Raw genomic sequence first — 25,271 nt, forward strand, 5'->3', positions numbered from 1 at the left:
CTAGACTTGGAGGGACATGACGCTGATCCTCGACCCCGACGACCCGGCCGGCTGGCGCGAGGCCGATGCTCCCGCGCGCGACGGCGCCGGCAGCCGCCTCACCGACGGACTCAACCCCCAGCAGAAGGCCGCGGTCGAGTACCGCGGCCCCGCGCTGCTCATCGTGGCAGGCGCGGGGTCCGGCAAGACCCGGGTGCTCACGCACCGCATCGCGCACCTCATCGAGACGCGCGAGGCCTGGCCGAGCCAGATCCTCGCGATCACCTTCACGAACAAGGCCGCCGCCGAGATGCGCGAGCGGGTGCAGGCCCTGCTCGGCGACAGCGCGCAGGGCATGTGGATCTCCACGTTCCACTCCGCCTGCGTGCGCATCCTCCGCCGCGAGGCCGAGTCGCTCGGGCTCAGCTCGACCTTCACCATCTACGACTCGGCCGACCAGCGCACCATCCTGAAGCGCATCATCAAAGAGCTGAACGCCGACACGATGGGCTTCACCCCGGCCGGCGCGCAGAGCAAGATCTCCAAGCTCAAGAACGAGCTCGCCGACGTCGAGACGTACGCGCGCAACGTCAACACGAACGATCCGCAGGAGCTCACGTTCCTCGAGATCTTCCGTCAGTACACTCGACGGCTCCGCGAGGCCAGCGCGCTCGACTTCGACGACCTGATCGCCGAGACCGTGTACCTGTTCCGGGCGTTCCCGAAGGTGGCCGCGCTCTATCAGCGGCGCTTCCGGCACATCCTCGTCGACGAGTACCAGGACACGAACCACGCCCAGTACTCGCTCATCCACGAGCTCACCCGTCCGGTGGAGCCCGAGATCGTGGCCGAGCTCGACCAGCACGGCATCCTCGTGCGCGGGCTCACCGACCGCAACGGCCGCATCCCCGGGGCGTCCCTCACGGTCGTCGGCGACTCCGACCAGTCGATCTACGCCTTCCGCGGCGCCGACATCCGCAACATCGCCGAGTTCGAGCGCGACTTCCCGGGCGCCGAGGTGGTGCTCCTCGAGCAGAACTACCGCTCCACGCAGAACATCCTCTCCGCAGCCAACGCGGTCATCTCGAACAACTTCGACCGCAAAGACAAGAAGCTCTGGACGGCCGACGGCGACGGCGACAAGATCGTCGGCTACACGGGGTACACCGCGCACGACGAGGCGCAGTTCATCGCCGATGAGATCGAGGCCCTCCACCGCGACGGCGTCGCCTACCGCGACATCGCCGTCTTCTACCGCACCAACGCGCAGACGCGCGCGCTGGAGGAGATCTTCGTGCGCTCGGCGCTGCCGTACCGCGTCGTCGGCGGCACCAAGTTCTACGAGCGAGCCGAGATCAAGGACGCCATGGCGTACCTCATCGCCGTGGCGAACCCGCTCGACGAGCTCGCGCTGCGACGCATCCTGAACACCCCGAAGCGGGGCATCGGGCCCGCGACCGAGACCGCGATCGCGAACTACGCCGAGCAGAACGAGCTGAGCTTCCGGCAGGCCATGCGGCACGCGGGGTCGCTCGGCCTCGGTCCGAAGGTCACCGGGGCGATCACCGCGCTCGCCGACGTGCTCGACGAGGCCGCCGCGATGCTCGTCCCCTCGCAGGCCGGCATCGATGCGGGCACCAACGAGGACGCCGCGAAGGTGTCCGACGTGCTCGTGCACCTCGTGCAGCGCTCCGGCCTGCTCGACGCCCTCCGCAACAGCCGCGACCCGCAGGACGAGACCCGTGCCGAGAACGTCGACGAGCTCGTCGCGCAGACGCGCGACTTCGACCGGGAGAACGCCGGCGCCACCCTCGTCGACTTCCTCACCCAGGTCTCGCTCGTCGCGGCGGCCGACGAGATCGACGACGAGTCCGGCACCGTCTCGCTCATGACCCTGCACACCGCGAAGGGCCTCGAGTACCACGCGGTCTTCCTCACCGGCATCGAGGAGGGGCTGCTGCCGCACCAGATGTCGGCCTCCGAGCCCGGCGGCCCGGCCGAGGAGCGGCGGCTGTTCTACGTCGGCATCACCCGGGCGCGCAAGCGCCTCTACCTGTCGCTCGCGATGAGCCGGGCCCAGTTCGGCGAGGTGGCGGTCGCGATGCCGAGCCGGTACCTGCAGGAGATCCCCGACGAGCTCATCGACTGGAAGCAGTCGCCCGGCATGGCCACGAGCCGGGGCGGCACGCAGCCGCGGGCGCTCAACGCCCGGCGCGGCTCCGAGCGCTGGGGCGGCGGCTTCGAGTCCCGGCGCGACCTCGACCGCTTCAGCGTCACCCGGGCGCCGGCGACCAAGACCGAGTGGGCGAACAAGGTCACCGGCACGGTGCGCGACAACGGCGACCTCACCCTCGAGGCCGGCGACCGCATCCGTCACACCGACTTCGGCGAGGGGCGCGTCACCCAGGTGACCGGCGAGGGCACCAAGCGCATCGCGCACGTCGCCTTCGACACCGCGGGGCAGAAGAAGCTCCTCATCAAGATCGCCCCGATCGAGAAGCTGTGAGCTGGCCCGTGCGCGCCAGCCGCGCCGTGTACGAGAACGCCTGGATCCGGGTCCGCGAAGACGAGGTGGTCCGGCCCGACGGCAGCGACGGCGTGTACGGCGTCGTCGAGCTGCGGCATCCTGCCGTCATCGTCATCGCGATGACCGACGACGACGAGGTGCTCCTCGTCGACCTCGACCGGCACACCGTCGGGCGCACGCTGGAACTCCCCGCCGGCGGCAGCGACGGGCAGCCGTTCCTCGACGCCGCGCGCCGCGAACTCCTCGAGGAGACGGGCTACACCGCCTCGTCCTGGCGCGAGCTCTCGCCGATGTCCATGCTGAACGGCGTCACGGTCGCCGAAGTGCGCCCGTTCCTCGCGACCGGGCTCCAGCGCGCCGTCGACGGCGAGCTCTCGACCCAGCGTGAGGAGGGCATCGCCGAGGTGCGGGCCATCGCCTGGCCCGAGGTCCTGCGCATGATCGGCACGGGCGAGATCGACGACGGCGAGTCCGTCGCGGCCCTGTTCCGCGCGGCCCTGGAGCTCGGGCGCGTCTCGTGAACCGCGCGACCGCCGCGATGGGCGGCTGGTGGCGTTCGGCTCGGGAACTCGACCTCGAGGTCGCCTTCCGCGCGGCCGTCGCGGCCGCGGTCCCGCTCGCGATCCTCGTCGCGGCCGGCCGCATCGATTGGGCCGCCTACGCCGCGTTCGGCGGGATGACGGCGATCTTCGGCCGCAGCGAGCCGTACCGCACCCGGCTGCGCACCGTCACCACCGCGGCGGTCGTGCAGCTCGCGGCGACCGGACTCGGCATCCTGCTCTCCGTCGGCGGTGCCGGACCGCTCGTGCAGGCCGCCGTGCTCGCGCTCGTCGTCGCGGCCGTCATCGTCGCGTACAACATGCTCGGCGTGACGCCCTCGACACCGCTGTTCGCCGTGTTCGGGCTGCTCGTCTGCGCGGCGCTCCCGGTCGACGACGGCACCGGGTGGCAGCGCTGGGGCGTCGCAGTCGCGGCGACCGTCTTCGCCTGGCTCCTGGCCATGTCCGGCTGGCTGCTGCGGCGGCTCGCCGGGCGTCGGGCGCAGCGGCTGTTCCGCCCGCTGCCGCGCACCACGCCGGTCCGGGGACGCGGGCACACCGACCCCCGGCTCTGGCTGAACGTCGCGCAGAACGTCCTCGCGGCGCTCGTGGCCGGCGCGATCGCGCTGGCGCTCGGCACCGGGCATCCGTACTGGGCGGTCGTGAGCGCCGTGGCGGTGATCCCGCCGGCACGGGCCGCCCACACCGTCTCCCGTGCCGTGCACCGGGTGCTCGGCACGGTCGCGGGCGTCGCGGTCGCCGCGCTGCTGCTCTGGCCGGAGCCCTCGGTGTGGCTGCTCGTCGCGGCGGTCGCGATCTGCCAGTTCGGCGCGGAGGTGCTCGTGACCCGGCACTACGGCACCGCGCTCGTCTTCATCACGCCGATGGCGCTGACGGTGGCGCACCTCGCCTCGCCGGCGCCGCTCATCGGACTGCTCGGCGACCGGGTGCTCGAGACCGTCATCGGGGCGGCGGTCGGCGTCGTCGCGGTGCTGGCCGCCCGGCGCTTCGTCGAGGCGGTGCCGATGCCACCGCCGACGACGGCGACGCCCAGCGTCGCCCCGAAGGGCCCCGACCGGCCGTCGCGCGGCTAGACCGCGCCGCCGATGAGCCAGCCGATCAGCCAGGTGACGGCGAGGGCGAGCGCGCCCCCGACGACCACCCGCACGACGGCGCGCTCCCTGGGCGAGCCGCCGATCCAGGCCGACAGCCAGCCCGTGACCGCGAGGGCGACGACGACCGCGGCGAACGTCGTGGCGATCCGCCACTCGGGCGGCGGCAGCAGGATCGCGAGCATCGGCAGCACCGCGCCGACGAGGAACGACAGCGCCGAGGCGCCCGCCGCGTGCCACGGGTTCACGACGTCGGCCTCGGCGATGTGGAGCTCGGCCTCGAGATGCGCGGCGAGCGCGTCGTGCGCCGTGAGCTCGCGGGCCACCTGGTCCGCCGTCTCGGCGCTCAGCCCCTTCGAGCGGTAGATGCCGGCGAGCTCGGCGAGCTCCTGCTCGGGCATGGCGGCCAGCTCCCAGCGCTCCTTCGCGATGAGCGCGTGCTCGGTGTCGCGCTGGCTCGAGACCGAGACGTATTCGCCGAGTCCCATCGAGATCGCGCCGGCGACGACGGACGCGACGCCCGCGACGAGGATGGGGCCGCTGTCGCTCGTCGCGGCGGCGACGCCGACGACGAGCGCGGCGACGGAGATGATGCCGTCGTTCGCGCCGAGCACGCCGGCGCGGAGCCAGTTCAGCCGCTCGTGCACCCGAGGGTCGTGCGGCTCGTCGCCGTGGAAGGGAGCTGCTTCGCCGTCCGTCATGCCTGCAGTCTCGCAGCGCACGCGCGCGACCGCCAGGATGCCGAGGCTGTCCTCAGCCGCGCAAGCGGGCGATGAGGGCCATCGCGTCGACCGGGGCGCGCACCTTCGCGTCGTTGTCGAAGTAGAGGTACGCATCGCGGCCGGCATCGAGGTGAGCCGAGGCCCACGCGGCCCAGCGGTCGAGGGCCGCGTCGTCGTAGCCCGAGACGTAGAGCTCCTCGTCGCCGTGCAGCCGTGCATAGGCGAAGTCGGCCGTCGTCCGGTCGATGCGGGGGTACCGTCCGGCGGTGTCCGCCACGACGCTCGCGACGCCGTGCCGGGCGAGCAGCCCGGCCCACTCCTCCTCCGCCTCGGCGAAGGACGGGTGCCGCACCTCGACCGCGTGGCGGAGCGGGCCATCCTCCTCGACGGCGAACGCGCTGCGTCCCTCCATCCGCTCGTCGTGCGCCGCGGCGAGCCGCGCCGCGGCTCGCCGGGTCCGCGGCAGCCGCTCGAGGAATCCCTCGAGCAGCGCCTCGTCGTACGCGAGGGTCGGCGGCAGCTGCCAGAGGATCGGCCCGAGCTTCGCCCCGAGCTCGAGCACGCCGGAGGCGAAGAAGTTCGCGAGCGGGGCGTCGACGTCGCCGAGCCGTTTGATGTGGGTGATGAAGCGCGGGCCCTTCACCGCGAAGACGAAGCCGTCGGGCGTCGCGTCGCGCCAGCGATGCCAGCTCGCGGGGCGCTGCAGCGCGTAGAACGAGCCGTTGATCTCGATCGAGGTCATCCGCGCGGCCGCGTAGCCGAGCTCGCCGGCCTGCCGGAGGCCCTTCGGATAGAAGGTGCGCCGCCACGCCGGGTAGACCCAGCCGGAGATGCCGACTCGGGCCTGCGGGCGGGGTGCTGGCTCGCTCATGCCGCCAGTCTTCCGAGGCCGCCGCGGTCGTGGAAGGGGGTGACGAGCGGGCGCCGCTCGGCTACCGGGGTGGCGCCGACGAGCGAAACATGTAGCATAAGTGCTACATCTGATAGCGATTCAACGACGAGAGGATGCCCCATGGTCACCGCTCCCGTCGTCGAGGTGCAGGGGCTGCGCCTGCGCTACGGCGCACGCACCGTGCTCGACGGCATCGACTTCCGACTCGATCGCGGCGAGGTGGTCGCGCTCCTCGGGCCGAACGGCGCCGGCAAGACGACGACGATCGAGGTGCTCGAGGGCTTCCGGCGGCCCGACGCGGGAGCGGTCCGCGTGCTCGGCGAGTCGCCCGAGACCGCGGGCGACGCCTGGCGAGCCAGGATCGGGGTCGTGCTGCAGTCCTGGCGCGACCACGCCCGTTGGCGGGTCGGCCCGCTGCTCGAGCAGTTCGCGACGCTGTACGAACCGTTCGCGGCGAGCACCGGGCGCCGTCCGCACGACGTCACGGAGCTCCTCGACCTCGTCGGGCTCGGCGGGCACCGCGGTGCGCTCGTCCGCTCCCTCTCGGGCGGTCAGCGCCGTCGCCTCGACGTCGCGATCGGCCTGGTCGGGCGACCCGAGCTGCTCTTCCTCGACGAACCGACGACGGGCTTCGACCCCGTCGCCCGGCACGAGTTCCACGAACTCGTCCACGCCCTCAGCGACTTCGACGACACGACCGTGCTGCTCACGACGCACGACCTCGCCGAGGCGGAGAAGATCGCGGGACGCATCCTGATCCTCGACCGCGGCGCCATCGTCGCCGACGGCAGCCCCGCCGAGCTCGCCCGCGCCGTGCCGAGCGCGAGCGAGATCAGCTGGCGCGAGGACGGCGTCCGGCAGGTGCACAGCGCCGCCGACCCCGAGGCCTTCGTGCGCGAGCTGCTCGCCCGCACCGACGTGTCCGTGACCGAGCTCGTGGTCCGCGCGCAGACCCTCGAAGAGACCTACCTCGCGATGATCGACACGGAGGACGCCCGATGATCACCGCCGTCCGCGCCGGCCTGCGCCGGGGCCTGACCGAGTTCGGCATCTCGCTGCGCACCCCGTCCGACGTGGTGTTCATCCTCGTCGGCCTCGTCGCCGTCGGCGTCACGCTCTGGCTGTACCGCGACGTGGAAGCGGCCCCCGGGGTGCCGCTCACCTGGTTCATCCTGCCCAGCATCCTCACGATCCAGCTCGTGTTCATCGTCGGCTACGGGCTCGGCACGGTCGTCGTCACCGAGCGCGAGGACGGCACCCTCCTCCGGGCCCGCACCCTGCCGCGCGGGCTGCCGGTCTACGCGAGCGGGGTCGTCACCAAGACGCTCGCCGAACTCGTCTGCACCTTCGTGCCCACCCTGGTGATCGCCGCGATCACGCTCGGCGGGCGCTTCGGACTGGACGCCGGGGACCTCGCGATCGTGCTGGCCATGCTCGTGCTCGGCACGCTCGCGCTCACGCCCTTCGGCTTCGTCATCGGCACGGTCTTCCGCAATCCGCGCTCGGTGAGCGGCTGGGGCTTCCTCGTCGTCGGCCTCCTCGCCTTCGTCTCGGGCCTCGTGCAGCCGCTCGCCGCGCTGCCGGTCTGGGTGCAGCCGATCGGGCTCGCACTGCCGCTCTATTGGATCGGCCACGCGCTGCGCGGGGCGTTCCTGCCCGGCGAGTTCGGCGCGTTCGAGATGTTCGGCGACTGGCAGTTCGGCCTCGCCTTCCTCGTCGTCGGCGTGTGGGCCGTCGGCGGCCTGCTGCTCGCGCCGCGGCTGCTGCGCCGCGTCGCTCGCCGGGAGACCGCCTCGGGCATCGAGCTGCGGCGTCAGGCCGCACTGCAGCGGGCATGAGCGGCGCCGCAGGGGAGGGCGGGCGCAGCGACCTCGTGCACAACCGGGTCGCCATGCTGCGCGCCGAGCGACGGGTCACGAGACGGGAGCTCGCCGAGGCGATCGGCGTGCACTACCAGACCGTCGGCTACCTCGAACGGGGCGAGTTCAACCCGAGCCTGCACCTCGCGCTGCGCATCGCGCGCTTCTTCGAGGTGCCGCTCGAGTTCGTCTTCTCGCTCGAGGAGTTCCCCAGGATCGCACCGGACGGGATGCCTCGCGGCTGACCGCGCCCGCGGGCCACGCGTCGGGCCCGGCGTCGGGCCCGGCGGCGCTTCCGGCGCCGCGTCGAGCGACGCCGGGCGACCCCGGTTCGGCGGCGTCGAACAAGGGGAGTAGCATGGCAGGCGGCCCGTGCCGATAGCTCGACATCGAGAGAGTTTCGGGGCCGGGTCCCTCACCCACCATCCCTGCGCGAACCAGCGCGGACCGATTGGAAGCAGAGCGTGGATCTTTACGAGTACCAGGCCAGAGACCTCTTCGAGCAGTACGGGGTGCCGGTGCTCCCCGGCATCGTGGCCGACACCCCCGAGGCGGTGCGTGCGGCGGCCGAGCAGCTCGGCGGCGTCGTCGTGGTCAAGGCCCAGGTGAAGACGGGCGGCCGCGGCAAGGCCGGCGGCGTCAAGGTCGCGAAGACCCCCGACGAGGCGTACGAGGCGGCCAAGGCCATCCTCGGGCTCGACATCAAGGGCCACGTCGTGAAGCGCGTCATGGTCGCCGGCGGCGCCCGCATCGCGCAGGAGTTCTACTTCTCCGTGCTGCTCGACCGCGCCAACCGCTCCTACCTGTCGCTCACGAGCGTCGAGGGCGGCATGGAGATCGAGCAGCTCGCCGTCGAGAAGCCCGAGGCGCTCGCGCGCATCGAGATCGATCCGATCGCCGGCATCTCGCTCGAGAAGGCCAAGGAGATCGCCGTGGCCGCGAACTTCCCGGCCGAGCTCGTCGACCGCGTCGCCGAGGTGTTCGTGAAGCTCTACGAGGTCTACGACAAGGAAGACGCGACCCTGGTCGAGGTCAACCCGCTCATCCTCGACGAGGACGGCAAGATCATCGCCCTCGACGGCAAGGTCAGCCTCGACGAGAACGCCGAGTTCCGTCACGCCGGCCACGCGCTGCTCGAGGACAAGGACGCCGCCGACCCGCTCGAGGCGAAGGCCAAGGCCCTCGACCTCAACTACGTCAAGCTCGACGGCGAGGTCGGCATCATCGGCAACGGCGCGGGCCTCGTCATGTCGACGCTCGACGTCGTCGCCTATGCCGGCGAGAACCACGGCGCGGTCAAGCCCGCGAACTTCCTCGACATCGGCGGCGGCGCCTCGGCCGAGGTCATGGCCAACGGCCTCTCGATCATCCTCGGCGACCCGCAGGTGAAGAGCGTCTTCGTGAACGTCTTCGGCGGCATCACCGCCTGCGACCAGGTCGCGAAGGGCATCGTCGGTGCGCTCGCCGAGCTCGGCTCGGCGGCGAACAAGCCGCTCGTCGTGCGTCTCGACGGCAACAACGTCGTCGAGGGCCGCCGCATCCTCGAGGAGGCGGCGCACCCGCTCGTGACCCTCGCCGAGAACATGGACCAGGGCGCCGACAAGGCCGCCGAGCTGGCGAACGCGTAAGGACAGCAGAACCATGACGATCTTCCTCAACAAGGACTCCAAGGTCATCGTCCAGGGCATCACCGGCGGCGAGGGCTCGAAGCACACCGCCCGCATGCTCGCGGCCGGCACCCAGGTGGTCGGCGGCGTGAACGCCCGCAAGGCCGGCACCACCGTGCTGCACCAGGACGCCTCGGGCGCCGACGTCGAGCTGCCCGTGTTCGGCACGGTCGCCGAGGCCATCGCCGCGACCGGCGCCGACGTCTCGATCGCTTTCGTCCCGCCGGCCTTCACGAAGGACGCCGTGATCGAGGCCATCGATGCCGAGATCCCGCTCCTCGTCATCATCACCGAGGGCGTGCCCGTGCAGGACTCGGCCGAGTTCTGGGCCTATGCCAAGGAGAAGGGCGGCTCGACCCGCATCATCGGGCCGAACTGCCCCGGCATCATCAGCCCCGGTGAGTCGCTCGTCGGCATCACCCCGGCGAACATCACCGGCAAGGGCCCGATCGGCCTCGTCTCGAAGTCGGGCACGCTCACGTACCAGATGATGTACGAGCTGCGCGATCTCGGCTTCTCGACCGCGATCGGCATCGGCGGCGACCCCGTCATCGGCACGACGCACATCGACGCGCTCGCCGCGTTCGAGGCCGACCCCGAGACGAAGGCGATCGTCATGATCGGCGAGATCGGCGGCGACGCCGAGGAGCGCGCGGCTGACTTCATCAAGGCGAACGTGACGAAGCCGGTCGTCGGCTACGTCGCCGGCTTCACCGCGCCCGAGGGCAAGACCATGGGCCACGCCGGCGCCATCGTCTCCGGCTCGGCTGGCACCGCCCAGGCCAAGAAGGAGGCCCTCGAGGCCGCGGGCGTCAAGGTCGGCAAGACTCCGAGCGAGACCGCCCGCCTCCTGCGCGAGGTGTACGCGGCGCTCTGATCGCCCGGAGCCCCCGGCTCCGCTCCGCACGAAGGCCCCGCCGGCATCGACCGGCGGGGCCTTCGTCGTGCCGTGGATCCCACTCTGTCGCCAGCGCTGCTCCACCCGCTATCGTCGTGCCCAGGGGGGAACATGGCGAAGACGCAGGCGGACCTCGAGGCGCGCATCGCGCTGCTCGAGGCGGAGAACCGCGAGCTGCGCTCGCGCGAATCGGCCCGCACCGCGGGCGGCGACGAGGCGGATGCCTCGGCCGGCACCGGGGGGCGCCGCAAGCCCGGGCGCTGGCGCTCGGTGGTGTCCGGCATCCTCGTGGTGCTCGCCCTGCTGCTCACCCCGGTCGCGCTGCTCAGCTCCTGGGCACGGCTCGAGCTCGTCGACACCGACCGCTTCGTCGCGACCTTCGCCCCGCTCGCCGATGACCCGGACGTGCAGGCGTTCGTCGCCGACACGGTCACCGGGATCATCGAGGAGCAGGTCGACATCCCGGAGCTCACCTCCCAGGTGTTCGACGGCATCCGCTCGCTCGACCTGCCACCCCGCGCGGCCGACGCGCTCGGCCTCCTCGAGGGGCCGGCGGCCCAGGGGCTGCAGGCCCTGGTCGCGCAGACGGTGAGCCAGGTCGTCGCCTCCGACGCCTTCGCCGACACCTGGGCGACGGCGCTGCGGGTGAGCCACCGGCAGGCGATCGCCGCGATCCAGGGCGACCCGAACGCCGCCCTCGAGATCGGCCCGGGCGGGCAGCTGTCCGTGCAGCTCGGCCCGATCATCGAGACGGTGAAGCAGCAGCTCGTCGACCGCGGTGTCGGTTTCGCGAGCGCGATCCCGGTCGTGGACCAGAGCATCGCGATCGCCCAGGCCGACTCGCTCGTGCTCGTGCAGACCGTGTACGCGCTCGCCGTGGCGGTCGGCACCTGGCTGCCCTGGGTGGTGCTCGCGATGCTCGTGGGCGGCGTGCTGCTCGCCCGCAACCGGCCGCGGGCGTTCGTCTGGACCGCCGCGGGCTTCGCGCTCGTGATGGCGACTCTCGCCGCCGGGGTCGGCATCGGCCGGCTCTTCTTCGTCGGCACGGTGAGCCCCTCGATCATGCCGGCGGGCGCCGCGGGCGCACTGTACGAGCAGATCATCGAGCTCATCCGCTCCACGATCGTCGCCGGGCTCGTGCTGGGCCTGCTGACGGCGATCATCGCCTGGTGGGCCGGCCCGTTCCGGCCGGCGCGGGCGCTCCGCGGCTTCTCCAACGCGATGTTCGCGTCCGTCCGGCGGCAGGCCGCGAAGCACGGCGTCACGACCGGCGCGTTCGGCGTGGCCCTGGACCGCTTCCGCTCGGCGGTCTACCTCGGCATCGCCCTCATCGCGGTGCTCGTCGTCCTGTTCGGCCGGCCGCTCACAACGGGCCTCGTGGTGACGACGGTGCTCCTGGCGCTGCTCGCCATCCTGCTGGTCGAGCTGCTGCGACGGCCCGCGGAGGAGCGGCCGGACGCGCCGCCGGCGGACGGTGAGGCGGACGGTGAGGCGGACGAGGGCCCGGATGCGTCGGCGACGGGCCGCCCCGTCGAAGTCAAGGGCAACGCGGCCGCCGACCACGCCGCCGCGACGGCACGCGGACGGGAGTGACGCACCCCCGTCGTGGCGAGCGGCGACGCCGGCCCGGTCCGCTAGGCTCGACCGGGTCATGAGACGCACCACGGTCGCCCTGCTCGCCGCGCTCGAGGCGCTCGTCTCGGCGCTCGTCGGCTACGGCATCGCCCTGGTGCCGCTCATGCTGCTCTGGGGCATGCACTTCCAGCTGGGCCTCGGCCTCGATGTCGTGTTCCGCGCCGCCGCCGACGTCTGGCTCCTCGGCCACGGGGTGGACCTCACGGTGCAGCTCGACGCGGTCACGGCCGCCCGCACCGGCGTGCCCGGAGCGGAGGCGGCCTTCCCGATCACGATCGCCCTGCTCGGCTTCGCCCTGCTCACCCTCCTCGTCGCCCGACGCATCGGCCGCCGGGCGGTCGCGGCGGGCGCGCCCGTGGCCGGGCTCGTGGCCGCCGTCGTCGTCTCGGGCGGCGTCGGGCTCGTCGCCACCCTCGCCGCCCGCCATCCGGCCGCGCACGCATCGCTGTGGCAGGGGGCGCTGCTGCCGGCGGCGATCACCGCCGCGGGCGTCGTGATCGGCCTGCTGAGCTCGGAGGAGCTGCGCGACCGGCTCCTCGACCGTCTGCCCGCCCCGGTGCCCGACGAGTGGCTCGAGCTCGCCGGGCGGGCGTGGCGCGTCGGCGTCGGCTCGGCCTTCGCCGTGCTCGCCGTCGCCGGGCTCGTCGTCGCGTGGGCGATCGTGTCGAGCTACGCGACGATCACCGGGCTGCACCAGGTCCTCGGTGCGGGCTTCGACGGCGGCGTCGCCATCTTCGTCGCCGAGCTCGCCCTCCTGCCGAACCTCGTGCTCTGGGGCGCGTCCTGGCTCCTCGGTCCCGGCTTCGCGATCGGGACCGGCACCCAGGTCACCCCGGCGGGCACGCTGCTCGGGCCCGTCCCGGGGCTGCCCATCGCCGGCGCCTTGCCGAGCGACGGCGCGCCGATGTCGGCGCTCTGGCTCCTCGTCCCCGTGCTCGCGGCCTTCGTGGGCGCGTACCTCGTCACCCGGATCGCGCGGCAGGGTGCGGATGCTTCGGCGGTCCTCGCCGCCGGGCGCGACGCGAGCTCCGACCACCGAGCGGAGGACGGCCGGCGCCCCGAACCCGACCCCGGGTCGGCATCGGCGCCGTGGTGGCATCCGCTCGTCGTCGGACTCGCAGCGGGCGTCCTCGCCGGCCTCGTCCTCGGCCTCGGCGCCTGGTGGTCGGGCGGCGCGATCGGACCGGGCCGGCTCGCTGACACCGGCCCGAACGGCTGGGCCGTCGCCGGGGTGGCCGCGCTCACCGTGGCCGTCGGCGCCGTCGTCGGCGGCTTCACCGCGAGGGCCCGCACCGCTCGCCGAGCGTCACCGACCGAATCGGCCGCCGCCGAACCCGATACACTCTGAGCGTGCTGAAGCTCGTCGTGCTCATCTCCGGCGGCGGCTCGAACCTCCGCGCGCTGCTCGAAGCCTCCCGTGATGCCGAGTTCCCCGCTCGCGTCGTCGCCATCGGCGCCGACCGCGAGGCCGACGGGCTGGCGCTCGGCGAGGAGTTCGGCATCCCGACCTTCACCGTGCCGTACACGGCCTACGAGAGCCGCGACGCCTGGGGCGACGCCCTCATCGAGGAGGTGCGCCGTTGGGACGCCGAGCTCGTGGTGCTCTCCGGCCTCATGCGGCTCGTGCCGCCCGCGGTCGTCCGCGCCTTCTCGCCGCAGCTCATCAACACCCATCCCGCGTACCTGCCGGAGTTCCCGGGCGCGCACGCCGTGCGCGACGCGATCGCCGCGGGCGTCAGCCAGACGGGCGCGAGCCTCATCGTCGTCGACGACTCCGTCGACGGCGGTCCGATCGTCGCCCAGGAGCGCGTGCCCGTGCTGCCCGGCGACACCGAGGCCAGCCTGCACGAGCGCATCAAACCCGTCGAACGCCGCCTCCTCATCGAGGCCGTGCTCGACATCGCCAACGCCCACCTCGATCTGAAGGATCTCGCGCGATCATGAGCGGCCCCGCCATCGACCCCAGCCTGTACCGCGAGCGGGACGTCGTGCCCGTGCGCCGCGCCCTCATCGCCGTGAGCGACAAGCGCCGGCTCGCCGAACTCGCCTCGGCCCTCGTCGAGGCGGGCGTCGAGATCGTCTCGACCGGCGGCACCGCGAAGGCGATCGCGGAGGCCGGGCTGCCGGTGACGCAGATCGCCGAGGTCACCGGCTACCCGGAGCACCTCGACGGACGCGTGCGCACCCTGCACCCCGCCGTGCACTCCGGCCTGCTCGCCGACCTGCGGCTCGAGCACCACGAGCGCGAGCTCGAGGGCCTCGGCATCGCCCCGTACGAGCTCGTCGTCGTGAACCTGTACCCCTTCGTCGAGACCGTCGCCTCCGGGGCGGAGCCCGCCGCCGTCGTCGAGCAGATCGACATCGGCGGCCCCGCGATGGTGCGCGCCTCCGCGAAGAACCACGCGAACGTCGCCGTCGTCGTCTCGCCCGACCGCTACGAGGACGTCATCGCCGCGGTCGCGGCCGGGGGCACGACGCTCGCGCAGCGCCAGGAGCTCGCCCGCGAGGCGTTCCGGCACACCGCCAGCTACGACGTCGCGGTCGCGAGCTGGATCGGCAGCGCGGTCGCCCCGGACCAGGATGCCTCGGTGTCGCCGTTCCCCGCCTGGGTGGGCGGCACCTGGCAGAAGCAGGCCGACCTCCGCTACGGCGAGAACAGCCACCAGCGCGCCGCGATCTTCGCGACGGACGGTGGCCGCCCCGGCATCGCCCAGGCCGTGCAGCTGCACGGCAAGGAGATGAGCTACAACAACTACGTCGACGCCGACGCCGCCGTCCGCGCCGCGTTCGACTTCGACGAGCCCGCGGTCGCGATCATCAAGCACGCGAACCCCTGCGGCATCGCCGTCGCCGCCCCCGGCGCCGCGGACCCGATCGCCGACGCGCACCGCCGCGCCCATGAGTGCGACCCCGTCTCCGCGTTCGGCGGCGTGATCGCCGCGAACCGCACCGTCACCCGCGAGATGGCCGAGACCGTCTCGGGCATCTTCACCGAGGTACTCGTCGCACCGGCCTTCGAGGCGGAGGCGGTCGAGCTGCTCAGCCAGAAGAAGAACCTCCGCCTGCTCACCCTGCCCGAGGGCTTCGCGCCCACCGCGGTCGAGCTGAAGCAGGTCTCCGGCGGCATGCTGCTGCAAGAGGCCGACCGCAGCTTCGCGCCGGTCGCCGAGTGGACGCTCGTCTCCGGTGAGCCGGCCGATGAGGCGACCCTCGCCGACCTCGCCTTCGCCTGGACCGCGAGCCGGGCCGTGAAGTCGAACGCCATCCTGCTCGCCTCGGGCGGCGCCTCGGTGGGCGTCGGCATGGGGCAGGTCAACCGGGTCGACTCCTGCCGGCTCGCCGTCGAGCGGGCGGGGGAGCGCGCGGCCGGTTCGGTCGCGGCATCCGACGCCTTCTTCCCCTTCGCCGACGGCCTGCAGATCCTGCTCGACGCCGGCGTGAAGGCCGTCGTGCAGCCCGGCGGATCGGTGCGCGACGAGGAGGTCGTCGAGGCGGCGAAGGCCGCCGGCGTCACCATGTACTTCACCGGGGAGCGGCACTTCTTCCACTGATCCCTCGCCGGCTCCTCCCCGGATCCGGGGCGCTCCGCCGGGCGGTACGCTGGGAGCGACGGGCGCTCACGAGGCGCTCGCACCAGCATGCCCACGAGGCGTCAGAGTCGAGGAGAACCGATCGATGTCGATCACCCCTGCACCGGCCGCACCCGCGACCGAGGTCCACGTCCAGTTGCCCCAGGCGGCCCCCGAACATGAACGGGTGCTCATCACCCGCGGGGCGCGATCCGGGCTCACCATCATCGTCGCCGTGCACTCCACGGTGCTCGGCCAGGCGCTCGGCGGGGCCCGCCTCTGGCGCTACGAGCACTGGACCGACGCGCTCGGCGACGCGCTGCGGCTCTCCCAGGCGATGACGATGAAGAACGCCGCGGCGGGACTCGCGCGCGGCGGCGGCAAGTCGGTCGTCGCGATCCCGTCCGGGGTCGAGCTCGACGAGGCCGGCCGACGCGACGCCATGCTCGACCTCGGCGACGCGGTCGAGGCGCTCGGCGGTGCGTACATGACCGCCGAGGACGTCGGCACGAGCGCGGAGCTCATGGCCGTCGTCCACGAGCGCACCGAGCACGTCTGCGGCCTGCCCGCAGAGGCCGGCGGCGTCGGCGAGCCCGCCGACGCGACCGCCGCGGGCGTCTTCGCCGGCATGCTCGCGACGCTCGAGCACGTCTTCGGCTCCGCCGATCCCGCCGGCCGCCACTTCGTCGTGGCCGGGCTCGGCCAGGTCGGCGGACGGCTCGCCCGCATGCTCGCCGCCCGCGGCGCCCGGCTCACCGTCACCGACGTGTTCGAGGGCAAGCGGGCGCTCGCCGAGGAGCTCGGCGCCGCCTGGGTCCCGGCCGCCGAGGCGCACCTCGTCGAGGCCGACGTGTTCGTGCCGTGCGGGCTCGGCGGCGTGCTCACCGGCCAGGTGGTCTCCGAGCTGCGGGTGCGCGCCGTCGTCGGCGCGGCGAACAACCAGCTCGCGGCGCGCGGCGTCGCCGATCGGCTCCGCGAGCGCGGCATCGCCTGGGCGCCCGATTTCGTCGTGAACGCCGGCGGCGTCGTCTACCTCGACCTGGCGTCCACCCCGGGCGTCACGGCCGCCGAGCTCGACGAGCGCATCGCGGGCATCGGCGACACGATCGGCGCGATCCTGCGCGAAGCGGATGCCTCGGGCACGACCACCCTCGAGGCCGCCGAGCGACTCGCCCTCGCCCGGCTGCACGCCGCCGGCTGATCGGGTGACCGACGGCACGAAGGAACGGCCGGGAGCGCGGGCGGCTGCGGTGACGCGCCGCCCGCGGCCCGGCCGCTAGGCTCGGTGACCATGACGTCCCCCGCGCCCGCCGATCCCGCCGCCGAATCGAGCGGCGACCCCGCCGAGCCCGCCGCGAGACCCGCGCCGGCCCGCCGCACCGGCGGCGGCCGGCAGGTGCTCGCCGTGCTCGGCTCGGCCGCGGCCGTCGGCGCGCTCGGCTTCCTGGGCGCACTGCTCGCCTTCTTCATCGGCAATGGGCACACCCCCGAGGTGTTCATGCAGCTCACCGGGCACTTCGCGCTCGCCGGGTTCTTCGCCGCCGCCCTGCTCGCGATCTCGAACGCCGCCGGCGCCCTGCGCACCTGGTTCCTCGCGCTCATCTCGGGCTTCGCCGCGGCGGTGCTCGCCGCGATCCTCGCCACCACGGTGACCGTGCTCGCCACGGGGCGCGGCATCTCCGGCGAACTGTTCCTCTTCGTCGTCGGCTCGCTCGTCAGCCTGAACCTCGTCTTCGTGCTCCTCGTGACGTTCGGGGAGCTCTGGCTCGCCCCCTTCGTCGCCCGGGCCATCCAGTCGTACCAGCCGGAGCGGACGCCCCGGCGCATCGCCCTCGTGCGCATCCCCGCCTCGAACCTCGCCGACGGCGAGCTCACCCACCTCGAGCGACTGCCCGTCGACCAGGCCAAGGCCGACGAGCAGTGGGACAACTACTGCGCCACGCTCGTCGCCGAGGGCTGGGAGACCGTCGAGATCGACGCGGCGCCCGAACTCGCCGACTCGGTCTTCGTCGAGGACACGGTCGTGCTCTTCGAGGACCTGGCCGTCATCACGAGTCCGGGCGCGGTCTCGCGGCGCGGGGAGATCGAGGGGGTCGAGCGCAGCGTCCGCGACCTGCCCGGGCTCGAGCTCGCCCGCATCGAGGCGCCGGGCACCCTCGAGGGCGGCGACGTCCTGAAGGTCGGCCGCACGGTGTACGTCGGGGCCTCCAGCCGCACGAACGCGGAGGGGATCCGCCAGCTCCGCGCCCTGCTCGAAGGCCGCGGCTACACCGTCGTCGCCGTCCCCGTGACGCGCGCGCTCCACCTGAAGAGCGCGGTCACGGCGCTGCCGGACGGCACGGTCATCGGGCACCCGGAGCTCGTCGACGCGCCGAGCCTGTTCCCGCGCTTCCTGCCGGTGCCGGAGCGCGAGGGCGTCGCCGTCGTGCTCGTCTCGGACGACACGCTGCTGATGTCGGCGGCCGCGCCTCGCACCGCCGAGCTGCTGTCGGGGCTCGGCTATCGCGTGCTTACGGTCGACATCAGCGAGTTCGAGAAGCTCGAGGGCTGCGTCACGTGCCTGTCGGTGCGAGTGCGCTGAGCCCCGGCACCGGGCGGGTCGTCCCGACGCCGTCGTGCAGCTCCAGCAGCTGATCCGCCCGCTTCACGAGCGAGGGATCGTGCGTGGTCACGACCGCGGCGACGCCGTGCTCGTGGACGAGCTCGCCGATGAGGTCCATGACCTGCGCGGCGGTGCCGCTGTCGAGCTGCCCGGTCGGCTCGTCCGCGAGCAGCAGCTGCGGACGGGCGACGAGGGCCCGGGCGATGCCCACACGCTGCTGCTGACCGCCGGAGAGCTCGTACGGCCGCTGGGCCGCGTGCTCGGCGAGCCCGACGAGCCGCAGCGCCTCGGCGACGCGCTCCTCGCGTTCGGCGGGGTCGATCCGCTGCAACCGGAGCGGGACCGAGACGTTCTCGGCGGCCGAGAGCACCGGGATGAGTCCGAACGACTGGAAGATGTAGCCGAGGCGGTCGCGCCGCACCTCCGCGAGGGCGGCCTCGTCGAGGGCGGAGAGCTCGAGCTCGCCGAGGTGCACGCGGCCGGCATCGGGGCGGTCGAGGCCGCCCAGCAGGTTGAGCAGCGTCGTCTTGCCGGCGCCCGAGGGGCCGGTCACGACGAGGAGCTCGCCGGGCCGGACCTCGAGCGAGACCTCGCGGACGGCGTGCACCTCGCCGGCCCGAGCCGAGAAGGTGCGGGTGATCGCTTCGGCGCGCAGCGCGGCGGTCATGCGGCTCCTCCGTTCGGGTCCGGGTGCTCGCCCGGGGCGGGGTCGGCGGGCTCGCCGTGCGCGGGCTGTTCGGCGGGGTCCGGCGCGGCGTGCCGGCCGCGGCGGCGCGGAGCCTCGTCGGCGGATGCCTCGGCCCAGGATGGCTCGGAGCCGGATGCCTCGGCCCCGGGTGGCTCGGCCCCGGATGGCTCGGAACCGGATGCCTCGGCCCCGGCGGCCTTGCGCGGTCGCGGCGGCGGGGCGCCGTCATGGCCGGGCCAGACGCCCACGTGGTCGGGCTCGAGTGCGAGCCGCACGCGCTCCTGGAGTTCGAGCGAGGCGACGAAGTCGTGCGGGAGCTGCAGCCGTCCGACCCGGTCGAGCACCGCGAACTCCTCGGCCACCGCCTGCTCGGCACCGTGCTCGTCGAGTCGCGTCGAACGCAGCACCTCGGTGGACGTGCGGCCGTCGCGGATCTGCACGGTGCGCCGGACGTGCTCGGACACGGTCGGGTCGTGCGTGACGATGAGCGTGGTCACACCGAGCTCCTCGTTCACCCGTCGCATCGCCTCGAGCACCGACGCGCTCGTCGCCTCGTCGAGCTCGCCGGTCGGTTCGTCGGCGAGCAGCACCCGTGGCGCGTTCGCGAGGGCCACAGCGATGGCCACCCGCTGCTGCTGACCGCCGGACAGCTCGCCCGGACGGCGGTCGGCGAACTCCGCGACCTCGAGGAGCTCGAGGAGCTCGGCGATCCGCGCGGTGCGCGCGCCGCCCTTCGCGGTGCCCGCGACGTTGATCGCGAGCGCCAGGTTCTCGGCGGCGGTGAGGTACGGCAGCAGGTTCCGCGAGGTCTGCTGCCAGATGAAGCCGACCGTGCGGCGCTGGTACTGGACGCGCTCGCGTCCGCCCATCGTCAGCAGGTCGTGGCCTGCGACCCTGGCGACGCCGGCGGTGGCGGTGTCGAGCCCGGAGAGGATCGTGAGCAGGGTGGACTTGCCCGAGCCCGACGCCCCGACCACGGCGACCATCTCGCCGGCCTCGACCCGGAGGTTCAGGCCCTGCAGCGCCTGCACCTCGACGCCGTCGGCGCTGAAGATGCGCACGAGGTCGACGCAGAGGATGTGCGGTTCGGCGACGTCGGTCATGATTCCTCCTCCTTGCGGAGCGCTCTGGCGGCATCCACCCGGCCCCCGATGCTCGCCGCGACCCAGGCGCCGATCGCGGAGACCGCGATCGCACCGGTGAGCACCCCGCCGACGAGCAGCGGGTCGATCGAGATCGGCGGTTGGACGATGGCGCCCGTGAACGCCGCGATGTTGATGGCGGGCAGTACGACGGCCGGCAGCAGCAACCCGAGCGCGGCGCCGGCGACGACCGCGGCGACGACGACCGGCCCGATCTCCCACGCGACGAGGGCGCGTTCCTCGCGGCGGCGCAGGCCGAGCGTGGACAGCAGCGGCAGCAGCCGCTCGCGGGCGGGCCGGCCGACGACGAGGGTGAGCACGATCGCGAGCGCCGTCGCGAGGCTCGTCAGCACGATGGCGATCGCGAGCGCGACCATGAGGCCCCGCGCGGCCGGACTCGCCGCGAGCGCCGCGGCCAGCGAGTCCGGGGTGTCGGCGGTCGCGCCGTCGCCGGCGATCTCGACCGCGGCGTCCGCGACCGCCCGGGCGGAGGCGTCGGGTGCCACCCGGATGAGCACGGTGCGCGGCACGAGGGTGTCGGTGAACGGCCGCGCCTTCGACCGGTCGACGAGCAGCCAGTCGCGTCGCGGGGTGAACGCCGTCTCGGCGGTGACGCCCTCGACGACGTCGATCTCCTGCCCGTCGAGCCGGACCCGGTCGCTGCCGGCGAGCCGTTCGGCGAGCGCCCCGGAGGCCAGCACCGCCACCGGGCGGTCGGCGGCGTCGCCCGCACCGAGCTCGGCCGGCAACGGCACGACGCCGCTTCGCCCCTCCTGCACGGCCGTCATCTCGGCGACGTCCACCACGACGACCGTCGTCGGTCGGCGCTGACCGTCGACCTCGAGCGGCGCGGAATCGGTCGAGTACACGGGCGCGATGGCCTCGACCCCGTCGAGCGCGCGGAGCTCGTCGAGCTGCGCGGTCGTCAGCGGCCCGGAGTGCAGCTGCACGTCGGCACCGACCTGCACGGCGGCGGATGCCTCGATGCCGCCCCGCACGGTGCCGAGCAGCACCGCGGAGAACACGGCGACGGCCACGCCCACCACGACCGCGAGCACGGGGACGAGGCCGGCCGACGGGTCGCGCAGCGCACGTGCCGCACCGAGGAAGGCGACGAGCGATCGACGTCGCTCGAGCGCGGTCACCAGGCGGCGCAGCGGAATCGGATAGAGGCGGAGCACGACGACGCAGACGACGAGGGCGAGCAGCAGCGGCACCGCCGCGAGCAGCGGGTCGACGCTCGCCGGGCCCGCCGGGTCGGTGCCCGCGAGGCCCCGACGGAACAGCAGCACGACGGCGGTCGCGGCGACGAGGACGACGGCGAGCTCGGCGATCCAGCGTCCCCGGGCGGGAACCCCGCCGAGGTCGACTCTGGCACGCCGCAACGGGCTCAGCTGCCCGGCCGAGGCCGCGAGCAGCACCCCCGGCGCGAGCGCGAAGGCTGCGGCGAGCCACCATCCGCCGCTGCCCGCGTCGGAGCTCACGGCGAGGGTGCCGGCGACGCCCCCGGCGAGGAGCGCGGGCAGGCCGATGATCGCGCCCTCCGCGCCGAGCACGGCGCGCAGCTGCCCAGTGGAGCCGCCGCGTGCGGCGGCGAGCTCGAGGCCGGTGCGGCGGCGCTCGAACACCACGAGCGCGCCGAGCACGAGCACGGCGACCGTGACGCCGATCGGGCCGGACGCGACGGTGGCGAGCACGGCGTCGACCGCGACCGCTTCGCTGCGCGCCTGGATCAGCACGTCGCGCAGGCCGCTGCGGAAGGTGATGCTCTCCGCCGTGCGGAAGGACAGGGTCTCGGCGCTCTGATCGAGCGGCTCCATGCGGGACTCGACCTCGCCGAGCTGGTCGATGAGGGTCGACATCTGCTCCGCGCGGACAGCGCCGGGCTCGAGCGGGAACCACACCTGGAGCTGGATCGGGAGCGAGACGGACTGGACGGTCTCCCACGAGCTCGGATCGAGCATCCCGACGCCGGTGATGATGGGCGGGCTGAGGCCGACCTGCTCCCGGTTCGCGCGGAGCGCCGTCGGCACGTGGCTCCAGAACGGATCGGCGGGATCCACCGCCGTGTAGGTGCCGGTCACGATCGCCGGCACCTGACCGGTCGGGAAGTCGAGCGTCCGCGTCTCGCCGACCGCCCACTCCAGGCGTTCGGCGACCGGGACGGAGAGCACGATCTCGATCGGCTCCGCGCCGGGCACCGCGCCGTCGAAGGGGACCGGCCACTCGCCCTCGCTGAGCTCGGCGTGCTCGCGCAGTCGTGGGTCGAAACCGGGCTGGATGCGGAAGACGGTGCTGCCGACCCCCTGTTCCGCGGTGCTCGCGATCACCGGGTCGCCGACCACGACGGCGCTCGGCGGGCCGAGGACCGCACGGAGCTCGTCGGGCAGCCGCTCCCGGATCTGCTCCGCCTGCTCGGCCTGCGAGCCCCAGACGGCGGCGACGTCCTCGGGCAGGGCGGACTCGCCCGGCCCGACCGGCGGGCGGTCCCTCGTCGACGCGGTCAGGTCGAGCTCCCGCGGCTCGACGGCCGCCATCGACTGCTGGAGCGACTCCGTGTGCAGCGCGGTGATCGCCCGGGGCAGGGCGACCGCGGCGAAGGCGGCGACCGCGACGAGGACCGCCAGTAGGACCGAGGCCGTGGGGGAGGCCTGGAACTGCCGGCCGACGAGGCCCGCGGAGGACAGCCGGGAATGCCTGCTCATCGCACCTCCTCCCGCCCGGGACGGCCGGCGGCGACCGTGACCGCACGCGCCGCGACCAGGGCGACGGCGGCGGTCGCCAGCGCGAACGCGCCGAGCGCCGCGAGCAGCGGCCACCAGTCGAGCACGATGGCCGGGGCGAGCGCGGCCGGCGCGCCCGGCACGGCGGCGCGCGCGAGCTCGGCCGCGGTCGCCCAGGCGGCGACGGCGCCGATCGCCGCGCCGAGGACGATCGCGGTGCCGACGGCCGCCGCGAGCTCGGCGAAGCGCGCCCGCCCCTGCATCGCGGCGGGCGCCCCGAGGGCGCGGAGCACGAGCACCTCGCCCCGCCGGGACGAGCCGAGCGCGGCGGCGAGGGCGATGAGCGCCGCGAGGGCGGCGGCGAGCGCGCCGATCGCGCCGAGCCAGAGCGCGGTGATCGCGGGGGCGACGAGGCTCGCCGTCGACGAGGCGTCGCGGGCGAGCGCCACGGCGCCACCCGGGCGCTCGCGGTCGAACGCGGCGACGACGGCGTTCGGATCGGCGGCGCCGATCCACAGCTCGTCGGCGCTCGGCGTGCGTGCGCCGGCCTCGGTCACGGCGGCGTCGAGCTCGGCTCGGTCGGCGAGCACGCCGAACTCCCCGGCACCGGGAACGGCCTGGACGACGGCGGCGACGCGCGCGTCGATCGTGCCGTCGGCGCTGCCGAGCCGGAGCGAGATGCGATCGCCGGGGCCCGCACTCGTGCCGGCGGAGAGCCGCTCGTCGATCGCGACGGGGAGGAGCGAGGCATCCGCCGCCTCGATCGCTCCGATCGCGTCCTGCACGTCGTCGGGAAGCCCGGGGGCCACCTGCGGCAGAAGATCGAGCCCGGTGGCGACCAGCGTCGCGGTCTCGGGGCCGACACGGATCTCGCGCCGCACGACCGGCTCGACGACCACCTCGGGCAGTGCCGCGGCGGCCTCGGCCGCGGCGGCCGGGTCCGCGGCGCCGACGACCCGGACCTCGCCGCCCGTGGCGAGTGCGGCGGCGTCGGCGTCGAAGCGCTGCCAGCTGCCGGCGACGGCCGCGGTGAGCACGATTCCGGCGACGCCGAGCATCGCGGTGAACGAGGCCGCGGCGAACATGGGCGCCCGCCGGGCGAGCTGACGCAGGGGGAGCGACGGGACGAGCCCAGGCCGCGCCGAGGCGACGCGCTCGAGCAGCCGGGAGACGAACGGCGTGCAGGCGAGGGCGCCGAGCGCGAGGGCGAGCAGCACCAGCACGGGCGCGAGCACCGCGAGCGGGTCGACCGCCGTGCCGCCGTCGGCGGTCCGCACGAGCGGCGAGCCGTAGAGTCGGAACTGCCAGAGCGACACCGCCGCGGCCACCGCGACGAGGATGGTGCCGCCCAGGGCGGCGGCACGGGTGCCGCGGCCGCTGTCGTCACCGGTGGAGCGGGTGACCGGCCGCCTCGCCTCGCCCCACGCGCTCGCCGCGAGCAGGACGACGGCGACGAGCACCGAGGCGGCGGCGACCGCGGCGGCGATCGCGAGCGAGCGCGGCTCGCCGGGGCGGAGCAGCAGCAGGCCGAGTTCGCCGGCCGCTGCGCCGAGGACCGCGGCGGGCGCGCCGACCGCGGCCGCCTCGCCCGCCTGCCAGCCGACGAGCTGCCGGGTCGCGGCGCCGCGGGCGCGCAGGAGCACGGTCTCGCCGCGTCGGGCGCCCGCGAGCAGCGTGCCGAGCCGTCCGAGCGCGGCGATCCCGGCGGCGGCGAGGAGCAGCAGCGGCAGCGGGGTGATGGCGCGCACGGCGTCGAGCCCCGCCGTGGCCGCGTCGATCGTGGCTGGCAGGCCGCCGAGCCGGCTGAGCCCGTCCTCGCCGATGCCCGGTTGCGCGGCGAGCGCCGGCGCCGTGCGCGCGAAGTCGCCGGTGAGCTCGCGAGCCGTGTCGGGCGTGAGCGCGTCGATGATCGGGGTCGCCGTCCAGCGCACCCGGACGGCGACCGGCAGCCCGTCGAGCGCCGGCTCGTCGACGAGGAAGGGGCCCGCGGCTCCGTCGGCCGAGCCCGTGGCGACGAGCGGCTCCCCGAACCACGAGGGCGCTCTGGCATCGTCGGGCAGCCAGGTACCGACGATCTGCAGGCGACGGTCGACGAGCTCGATCGTGTCGCCGATCGCGAGACCGAGCGCGTCCGCCGCGCCCTGGTGGACCGCGGTCGGGACGACGGCGGATGCCTCGTCGGCGCTCGCCGCATCGGGCCAGACCCCCTCGACGAGTCGCGCCCGTTCCGCGATCGCCGGGTCGGCGAGGAGCACGAGCCTCGTCTCAGGGGAGTCGTCGGTGCCGTCGGGCTCGCTGCCGGCGGCCGTGTCGATGCCGTCGGCCGCGTCGGTGGCAGCGGCGATGGGCACCGGCGCGCTCTCGGCCGAGCGCTCCCACTCGATCGTCTCGGCGGGGAGGGTGCGGTCCAGCACCGCCGCGCCGGCCTCGGCCTGCGCCTCGGGATCGGTCGAGCGGCGGATCTCCCAGCGCACGGCCCCGTCGGCTCCGGCAGCGGCGGCCACACGATCCCGGAGCCCCGTGACGGCGGCCCCGGCGGTCTGATCGATGATCGCGGTGCCGACCCCGGCGAGCACGAGGACGACGGCGGCGACGCCGGCGAGCACGCCCGAACGCGCGTAGGCACGAGCCAGTGCCAGCCGGGCCGATGCCACGCGCGGAGCCTCCTCGATGCAGGGTTCGGGTCGCCGCGGCGATCGGTGCAGCGGTGCGCCGGC

General features: G+C 74.1%; 18 protein-coding genes and 2 pseudogenes. 14 read left to right on the forward strand and 6 right to left on the reverse strand.

The window, feature by feature from the left end; translation table 11 throughout:
* Positions 1 to 16: 16 nt before the first annotated feature.
* From IEY71_RS02770 to IEY71_RS02780, 3 genes are read left to right on the forward strand one after another with little or no spacing between them, the layout of a single operon-like run.
* Positions 17 to 2,485 carry an ATP-dependent helicase gene (locus tag IEY71_RS02770; RefSeq protein WP_189083766.1) on the forward strand — a complete coding sequence of 823 codons (2,469 nt, stop codon included), beginning with the start codon at positions 17 to 19 and terminating at the stop codon, positions 2,483 to 2,485.
* On the forward strand, positions 2,482 to 3,027 hold the full coding sequence (locus IEY71_RS02775; protein ID WP_189083767.1) for an NUDIX domain-containing protein: 546 nt from the start codon (positions 2,482 to 2,484) through the stop codon (positions 3,025 to 3,027). The genes IEY71_RS02770 and IEY71_RS02775 overlap by 4 nt, the downstream gene beginning before the upstream one ends.
* Positions 3,024 to 4,139: an FUSC family protein gene (locus tag IEY71_RS02780; RefSeq protein WP_229781497.1), complete on the forward strand. Its 1,116-nt coding sequence runs from the start codon at positions 3,024 to 3,026 to the stop codon at positions 4,137 to 4,139. Before IEY71_RS02775 ends, IEY71_RS02780 begins: the two co-directional genes overlap by 4 nt.
* On the opposite strand, the gene IEY71_RS02785 is transcribed toward IEY71_RS02780, so the two are convergent.
* Positions 4,136 to 4,858: a VIT1/CCC1 transporter family protein gene (locus tag IEY71_RS02785; RefSeq protein ID WP_189083768.1), complete on the reverse strand. Its 723-nt coding sequence runs from the start codon at positions 4,856 to 4,858 to the stop codon at positions 4,136 to 4,138. The two genes, IEY71_RS02780 and IEY71_RS02785, sit on opposite strands and share 4 nt — an antisense overlap.
* Positions 4,859 to 4,910: 52 nt before the next feature.
* Complete coding sequence (locus tag IEY71_RS02790; protein WP_189083769.1) at positions 4,911 to 5,750, reverse strand: DUF72 domain-containing protein; 840 nt, start codon at positions 5,748 to 5,750, stop codon at positions 4,911 to 4,913.
* A 141-nt stretch (positions 5,751 to 5,891) separates the two neighbouring features.
* Here IEY71_RS02790 and IEY71_RS02795 point away from each other — a divergent pair, with 141 nt between their 5' ends.
* The 11 genes from IEY71_RS02795 to ddaH all read left to right on the forward strand — a co-directional run bounded on the left by IEY71_RS02795 (position 5,892) and on the right by ddaH (position 17,980).
* Positions 5,892 to 6,773 (forward strand): ABC transporter ATP-binding protein, encoded by an 882-nt coding sequence (locus IEY71_RS02795; protein WP_189083770.1) that lies wholly within the window; start codon positions 5,892 to 5,894, stop codon positions 6,771 to 6,773.
* Positions 6,770 to 7,609, forward strand: a complete 840-nt coding sequence (locus IEY71_RS02800; RefSeq protein WP_189083771.1) for an ABC transporter permease — start codon at positions 6,770 to 6,772, stop codon at positions 7,607 to 7,609. Before IEY71_RS02795 ends, IEY71_RS02800 begins: the two co-directional genes overlap by 4 nt.
* Positions 7,606 to 7,875: a helix-turn-helix transcriptional regulator gene (locus tag IEY71_RS02805; RefSeq protein WP_189083772.1), complete on the forward strand. Its 270-nt coding sequence runs from the start codon at positions 7,606 to 7,608 to the stop codon at positions 7,873 to 7,875. Before IEY71_RS02800 ends, IEY71_RS02805 begins: the two co-directional genes overlap by 4 nt.
* A 219-nt stretch (positions 7,876 to 8,094) precedes the next feature.
* Positions 8,095 to 9,258, forward strand: a complete 1,164-nt coding sequence (sucC, locus tag IEY71_RS02810; protein ID WP_189083773.1) for an ADP-forming succinate--CoA ligase subunit beta — start codon at positions 8,095 to 8,097, stop codon at positions 9,256 to 9,258.
* Positions 9,259 to 9,271: 13 nt separating this feature from the next.
* Positions 9,272 to 10,174 carry a succinate--CoA ligase subunit alpha gene (gene sucD, locus IEY71_RS02815; protein WP_189083774.1) on the forward strand — a complete coding sequence of 301 codons (903 nt, stop codon included), beginning with the start codon at positions 9,272 to 9,274 and terminating at the stop codon, positions 10,172 to 10,174.
* Positions 10,175 to 10,306: 132 nt separating this feature from the next.
* Positions 10,307 to 11,788, forward strand: coding sequence for a hypothetical protein (locus tag IEY71_RS02820; protein ID WP_189083775.1), 1,482 nt, complete (start codon positions 10,307 to 10,309; stop codon positions 11,786 to 11,788).
* 58 nt (positions 11,789 to 11,846) lie between these two features.
* On the forward strand, positions 11,847 to 13,178 hold the full coding sequence (locus IEY71_RS02825) for a cell division protein PerM (RefSeq protein ID WP_189083776.1): 1,332 nt from the start codon (positions 11,847 to 11,849) through the stop codon (positions 13,176 to 13,178).
* A gap of 2 nt (positions 13,179 to 13,180) precedes the next feature.
* Positions 13,181 to 13,774: a phosphoribosylglycinamide formyltransferase gene (gene purN, locus IEY71_RS02830; RefSeq protein WP_189083777.1), complete on the forward strand. Its 594-nt coding sequence runs from the start codon at positions 13,181 to 13,183 to the stop codon at positions 13,772 to 13,774.
* Complete coding sequence (purH, locus tag IEY71_RS02835) at positions 13,771 to 15,381, forward strand: bifunctional phosphoribosylaminoimidazolecarboxamide formyltransferase/IMP cyclohydrolase (RefSeq protein WP_189083778.1); 1,611 nt, start codon at positions 13,771 to 13,773, stop codon at positions 15,379 to 15,381. Before purN ends, purH begins: the two co-directional genes overlap by 4 nt.
* 124 nt (positions 15,382 to 15,505) lie before the next feature.
* Positions 15,506 to 16,600 carry a Glu/Leu/Phe/Val dehydrogenase family protein gene (locus IEY71_RS02840; protein WP_189083779.1) on the forward strand — a complete coding sequence of 365 codons (1,095 nt, stop codon included), beginning with the start codon at positions 15,506 to 15,508 and terminating at the stop codon, positions 16,598 to 16,600.
* A 90-nt stretch (positions 16,601 to 16,690) separates the two neighbouring features.
* On the forward strand, positions 16,691 to 17,980 hold the full coding sequence (gene ddaH / locus IEY71_RS18575) for a dimethylargininase (protein ID WP_271202693.1): 1,290 nt from the start codon (positions 16,691 to 16,693) through the stop codon (positions 17,978 to 17,980).
* Here ddaH and IEY71_RS02850 read toward each other — a convergent pair.
* The 4 genes and pseudogenes from IEY71_RS02850 to IEY71_RS02865 form a co-directional block, all read right to left on the reverse strand.
* Positions 17,952 to 18,587 (reverse strand): annotated as a pseudogene (locus IEY71_RS02850) (ABC transporter ATP-binding protein); the annotation flags it as partial. The gene ddaH and the pseudogene IEY71_RS02850 sit on opposite strands and share 29 nt — an antisense overlap.
* A gap of 299 nt (positions 18,588 to 18,886) precedes the next feature.
* A pseudogene (locus IEY71_RS02855) lies at positions 18,887 to 19,792 on the reverse strand (ABC transporter ATP-binding protein); the annotation flags it as partial.
* A complete protein-coding gene (locus IEY71_RS02860; RefSeq protein ID WP_189083782.1) occupies positions 19,789 to 22,536 on the reverse strand; it encodes an FtsX-like permease family protein in 2,748 nt (915 codons plus the stop codon). The pseudogene IEY71_RS02855 and the gene IEY71_RS02860, both read right to left, overlap by 4 nt.
* On the reverse strand, positions 22,533 to 25,208 hold the full coding sequence (locus IEY71_RS02865; RefSeq protein WP_189083783.1) for a hypothetical protein: 2,676 nt from the start codon (positions 25,206 to 25,208) through the stop codon (positions 22,533 to 22,535). Before IEY71_RS02865 ends, IEY71_RS02860 begins: the two co-directional genes overlap by 4 nt.
* Positions 25,209 to 25,271 lie beyond the last annotated feature (63 nt).

The organism is Agromyces mediolanus, assembly GCF_014648575.1.
Classification (GTDB): domain Bacteria; phylum Actinomycetota; class Actinomycetes; order Actinomycetales; family Microbacteriaceae; genus Agromyces; species Agromyces mediolanus.

Excerpts from the sequence above, each read along its gene's own strand:
- IEY71_RS02820 (WP_189083775.1), top strand. The coding sequence starts at position 10,307 with ATGGCGAAGACGCAGGCGGACCTCGAGGCGCGCATCGCGCTGCTCGAG.
- IEY71_RS02840 (WP_189083779.1), top strand. The coding sequence starts at position 15,506 with ATGTCGATCACCCCTGCACCGGCCGCACCCGCGACCGAGGTCCACGTC.
- IEY71_RS02805 (WP_189083772.1), top strand. The coding sequence starts at position 7,606 with ATGAGCGGCGCCGCAGGGGAGGGCGGGCGCAGCGACCTCGTGCACAAC.
- IEY71_RS02785 (WP_189083768.1), bottom strand. The coding sequence starts at position 4,858 with ATGACGGACGGCGAAGCAGCTCCCTTCCACGGCGACGAGCCGCACGAC.
- IEY71_RS02860 (WP_189083782.1), bottom strand. The coding sequence starts at position 22,536 with ATGAGCAGGCATTCCCGGCTGTCCTCCGCGGGCCTCGTCGGCCGGCAG.
- sucD (WP_189083774.1), top strand. The coding sequence starts at position 9,272 with ATGACGATCTTCCTCAACAAGGACTCCAAGGTCATCGTCCAGGGCATC.
- IEY71_RS02790 (WP_189083769.1), bottom strand. The coding sequence starts at position 5,750 with ATGAGCGAGCCAGCACCCCGCCCGCAGGCCCGAGTCGGCATCTCCGGC.
- IEY71_RS02800 (WP_189083771.1), top strand. The coding sequence starts at position 6,770 with ATGATCACCGCCGTCCGCGCCGGCCTGCGCCGGGGCCTGACCGAGTTC.
- purH (WP_189083778.1), top strand. The coding sequence starts at position 13,771 with ATGAGCGGCCCCGCCATCGACCCCAGCCTGTACCGCGAGCGGGACGTC.
- IEY71_RS02825 (WP_189083776.1), top strand. The coding sequence starts at position 11,847 with ATGAGACGCACCACGGTCGCCCTGCTCGCCGCGCTCGAGGCGCTCGTC.
- IEY71_RS02770 (WP_189083766.1), top strand. The coding sequence starts at position 17 with ATGACGCTGATCCTCGACCCCGACGACCCGGCCGGCTGGCGCGAGGCC.
- ddaH (WP_271202693.1), top strand. The coding sequence starts at position 16,691 with ATGACGTCCCCCGCGCCCGCCGATCCCGCCGCCGAATCGAGCGGCGAC.
- IEY71_RS02795 (WP_189083770.1), top strand. The coding sequence starts at position 5,892 with ATGGTCACCGCTCCCGTCGTCGAGGTGCAGGGGCTGCGCCTGCGCTAC.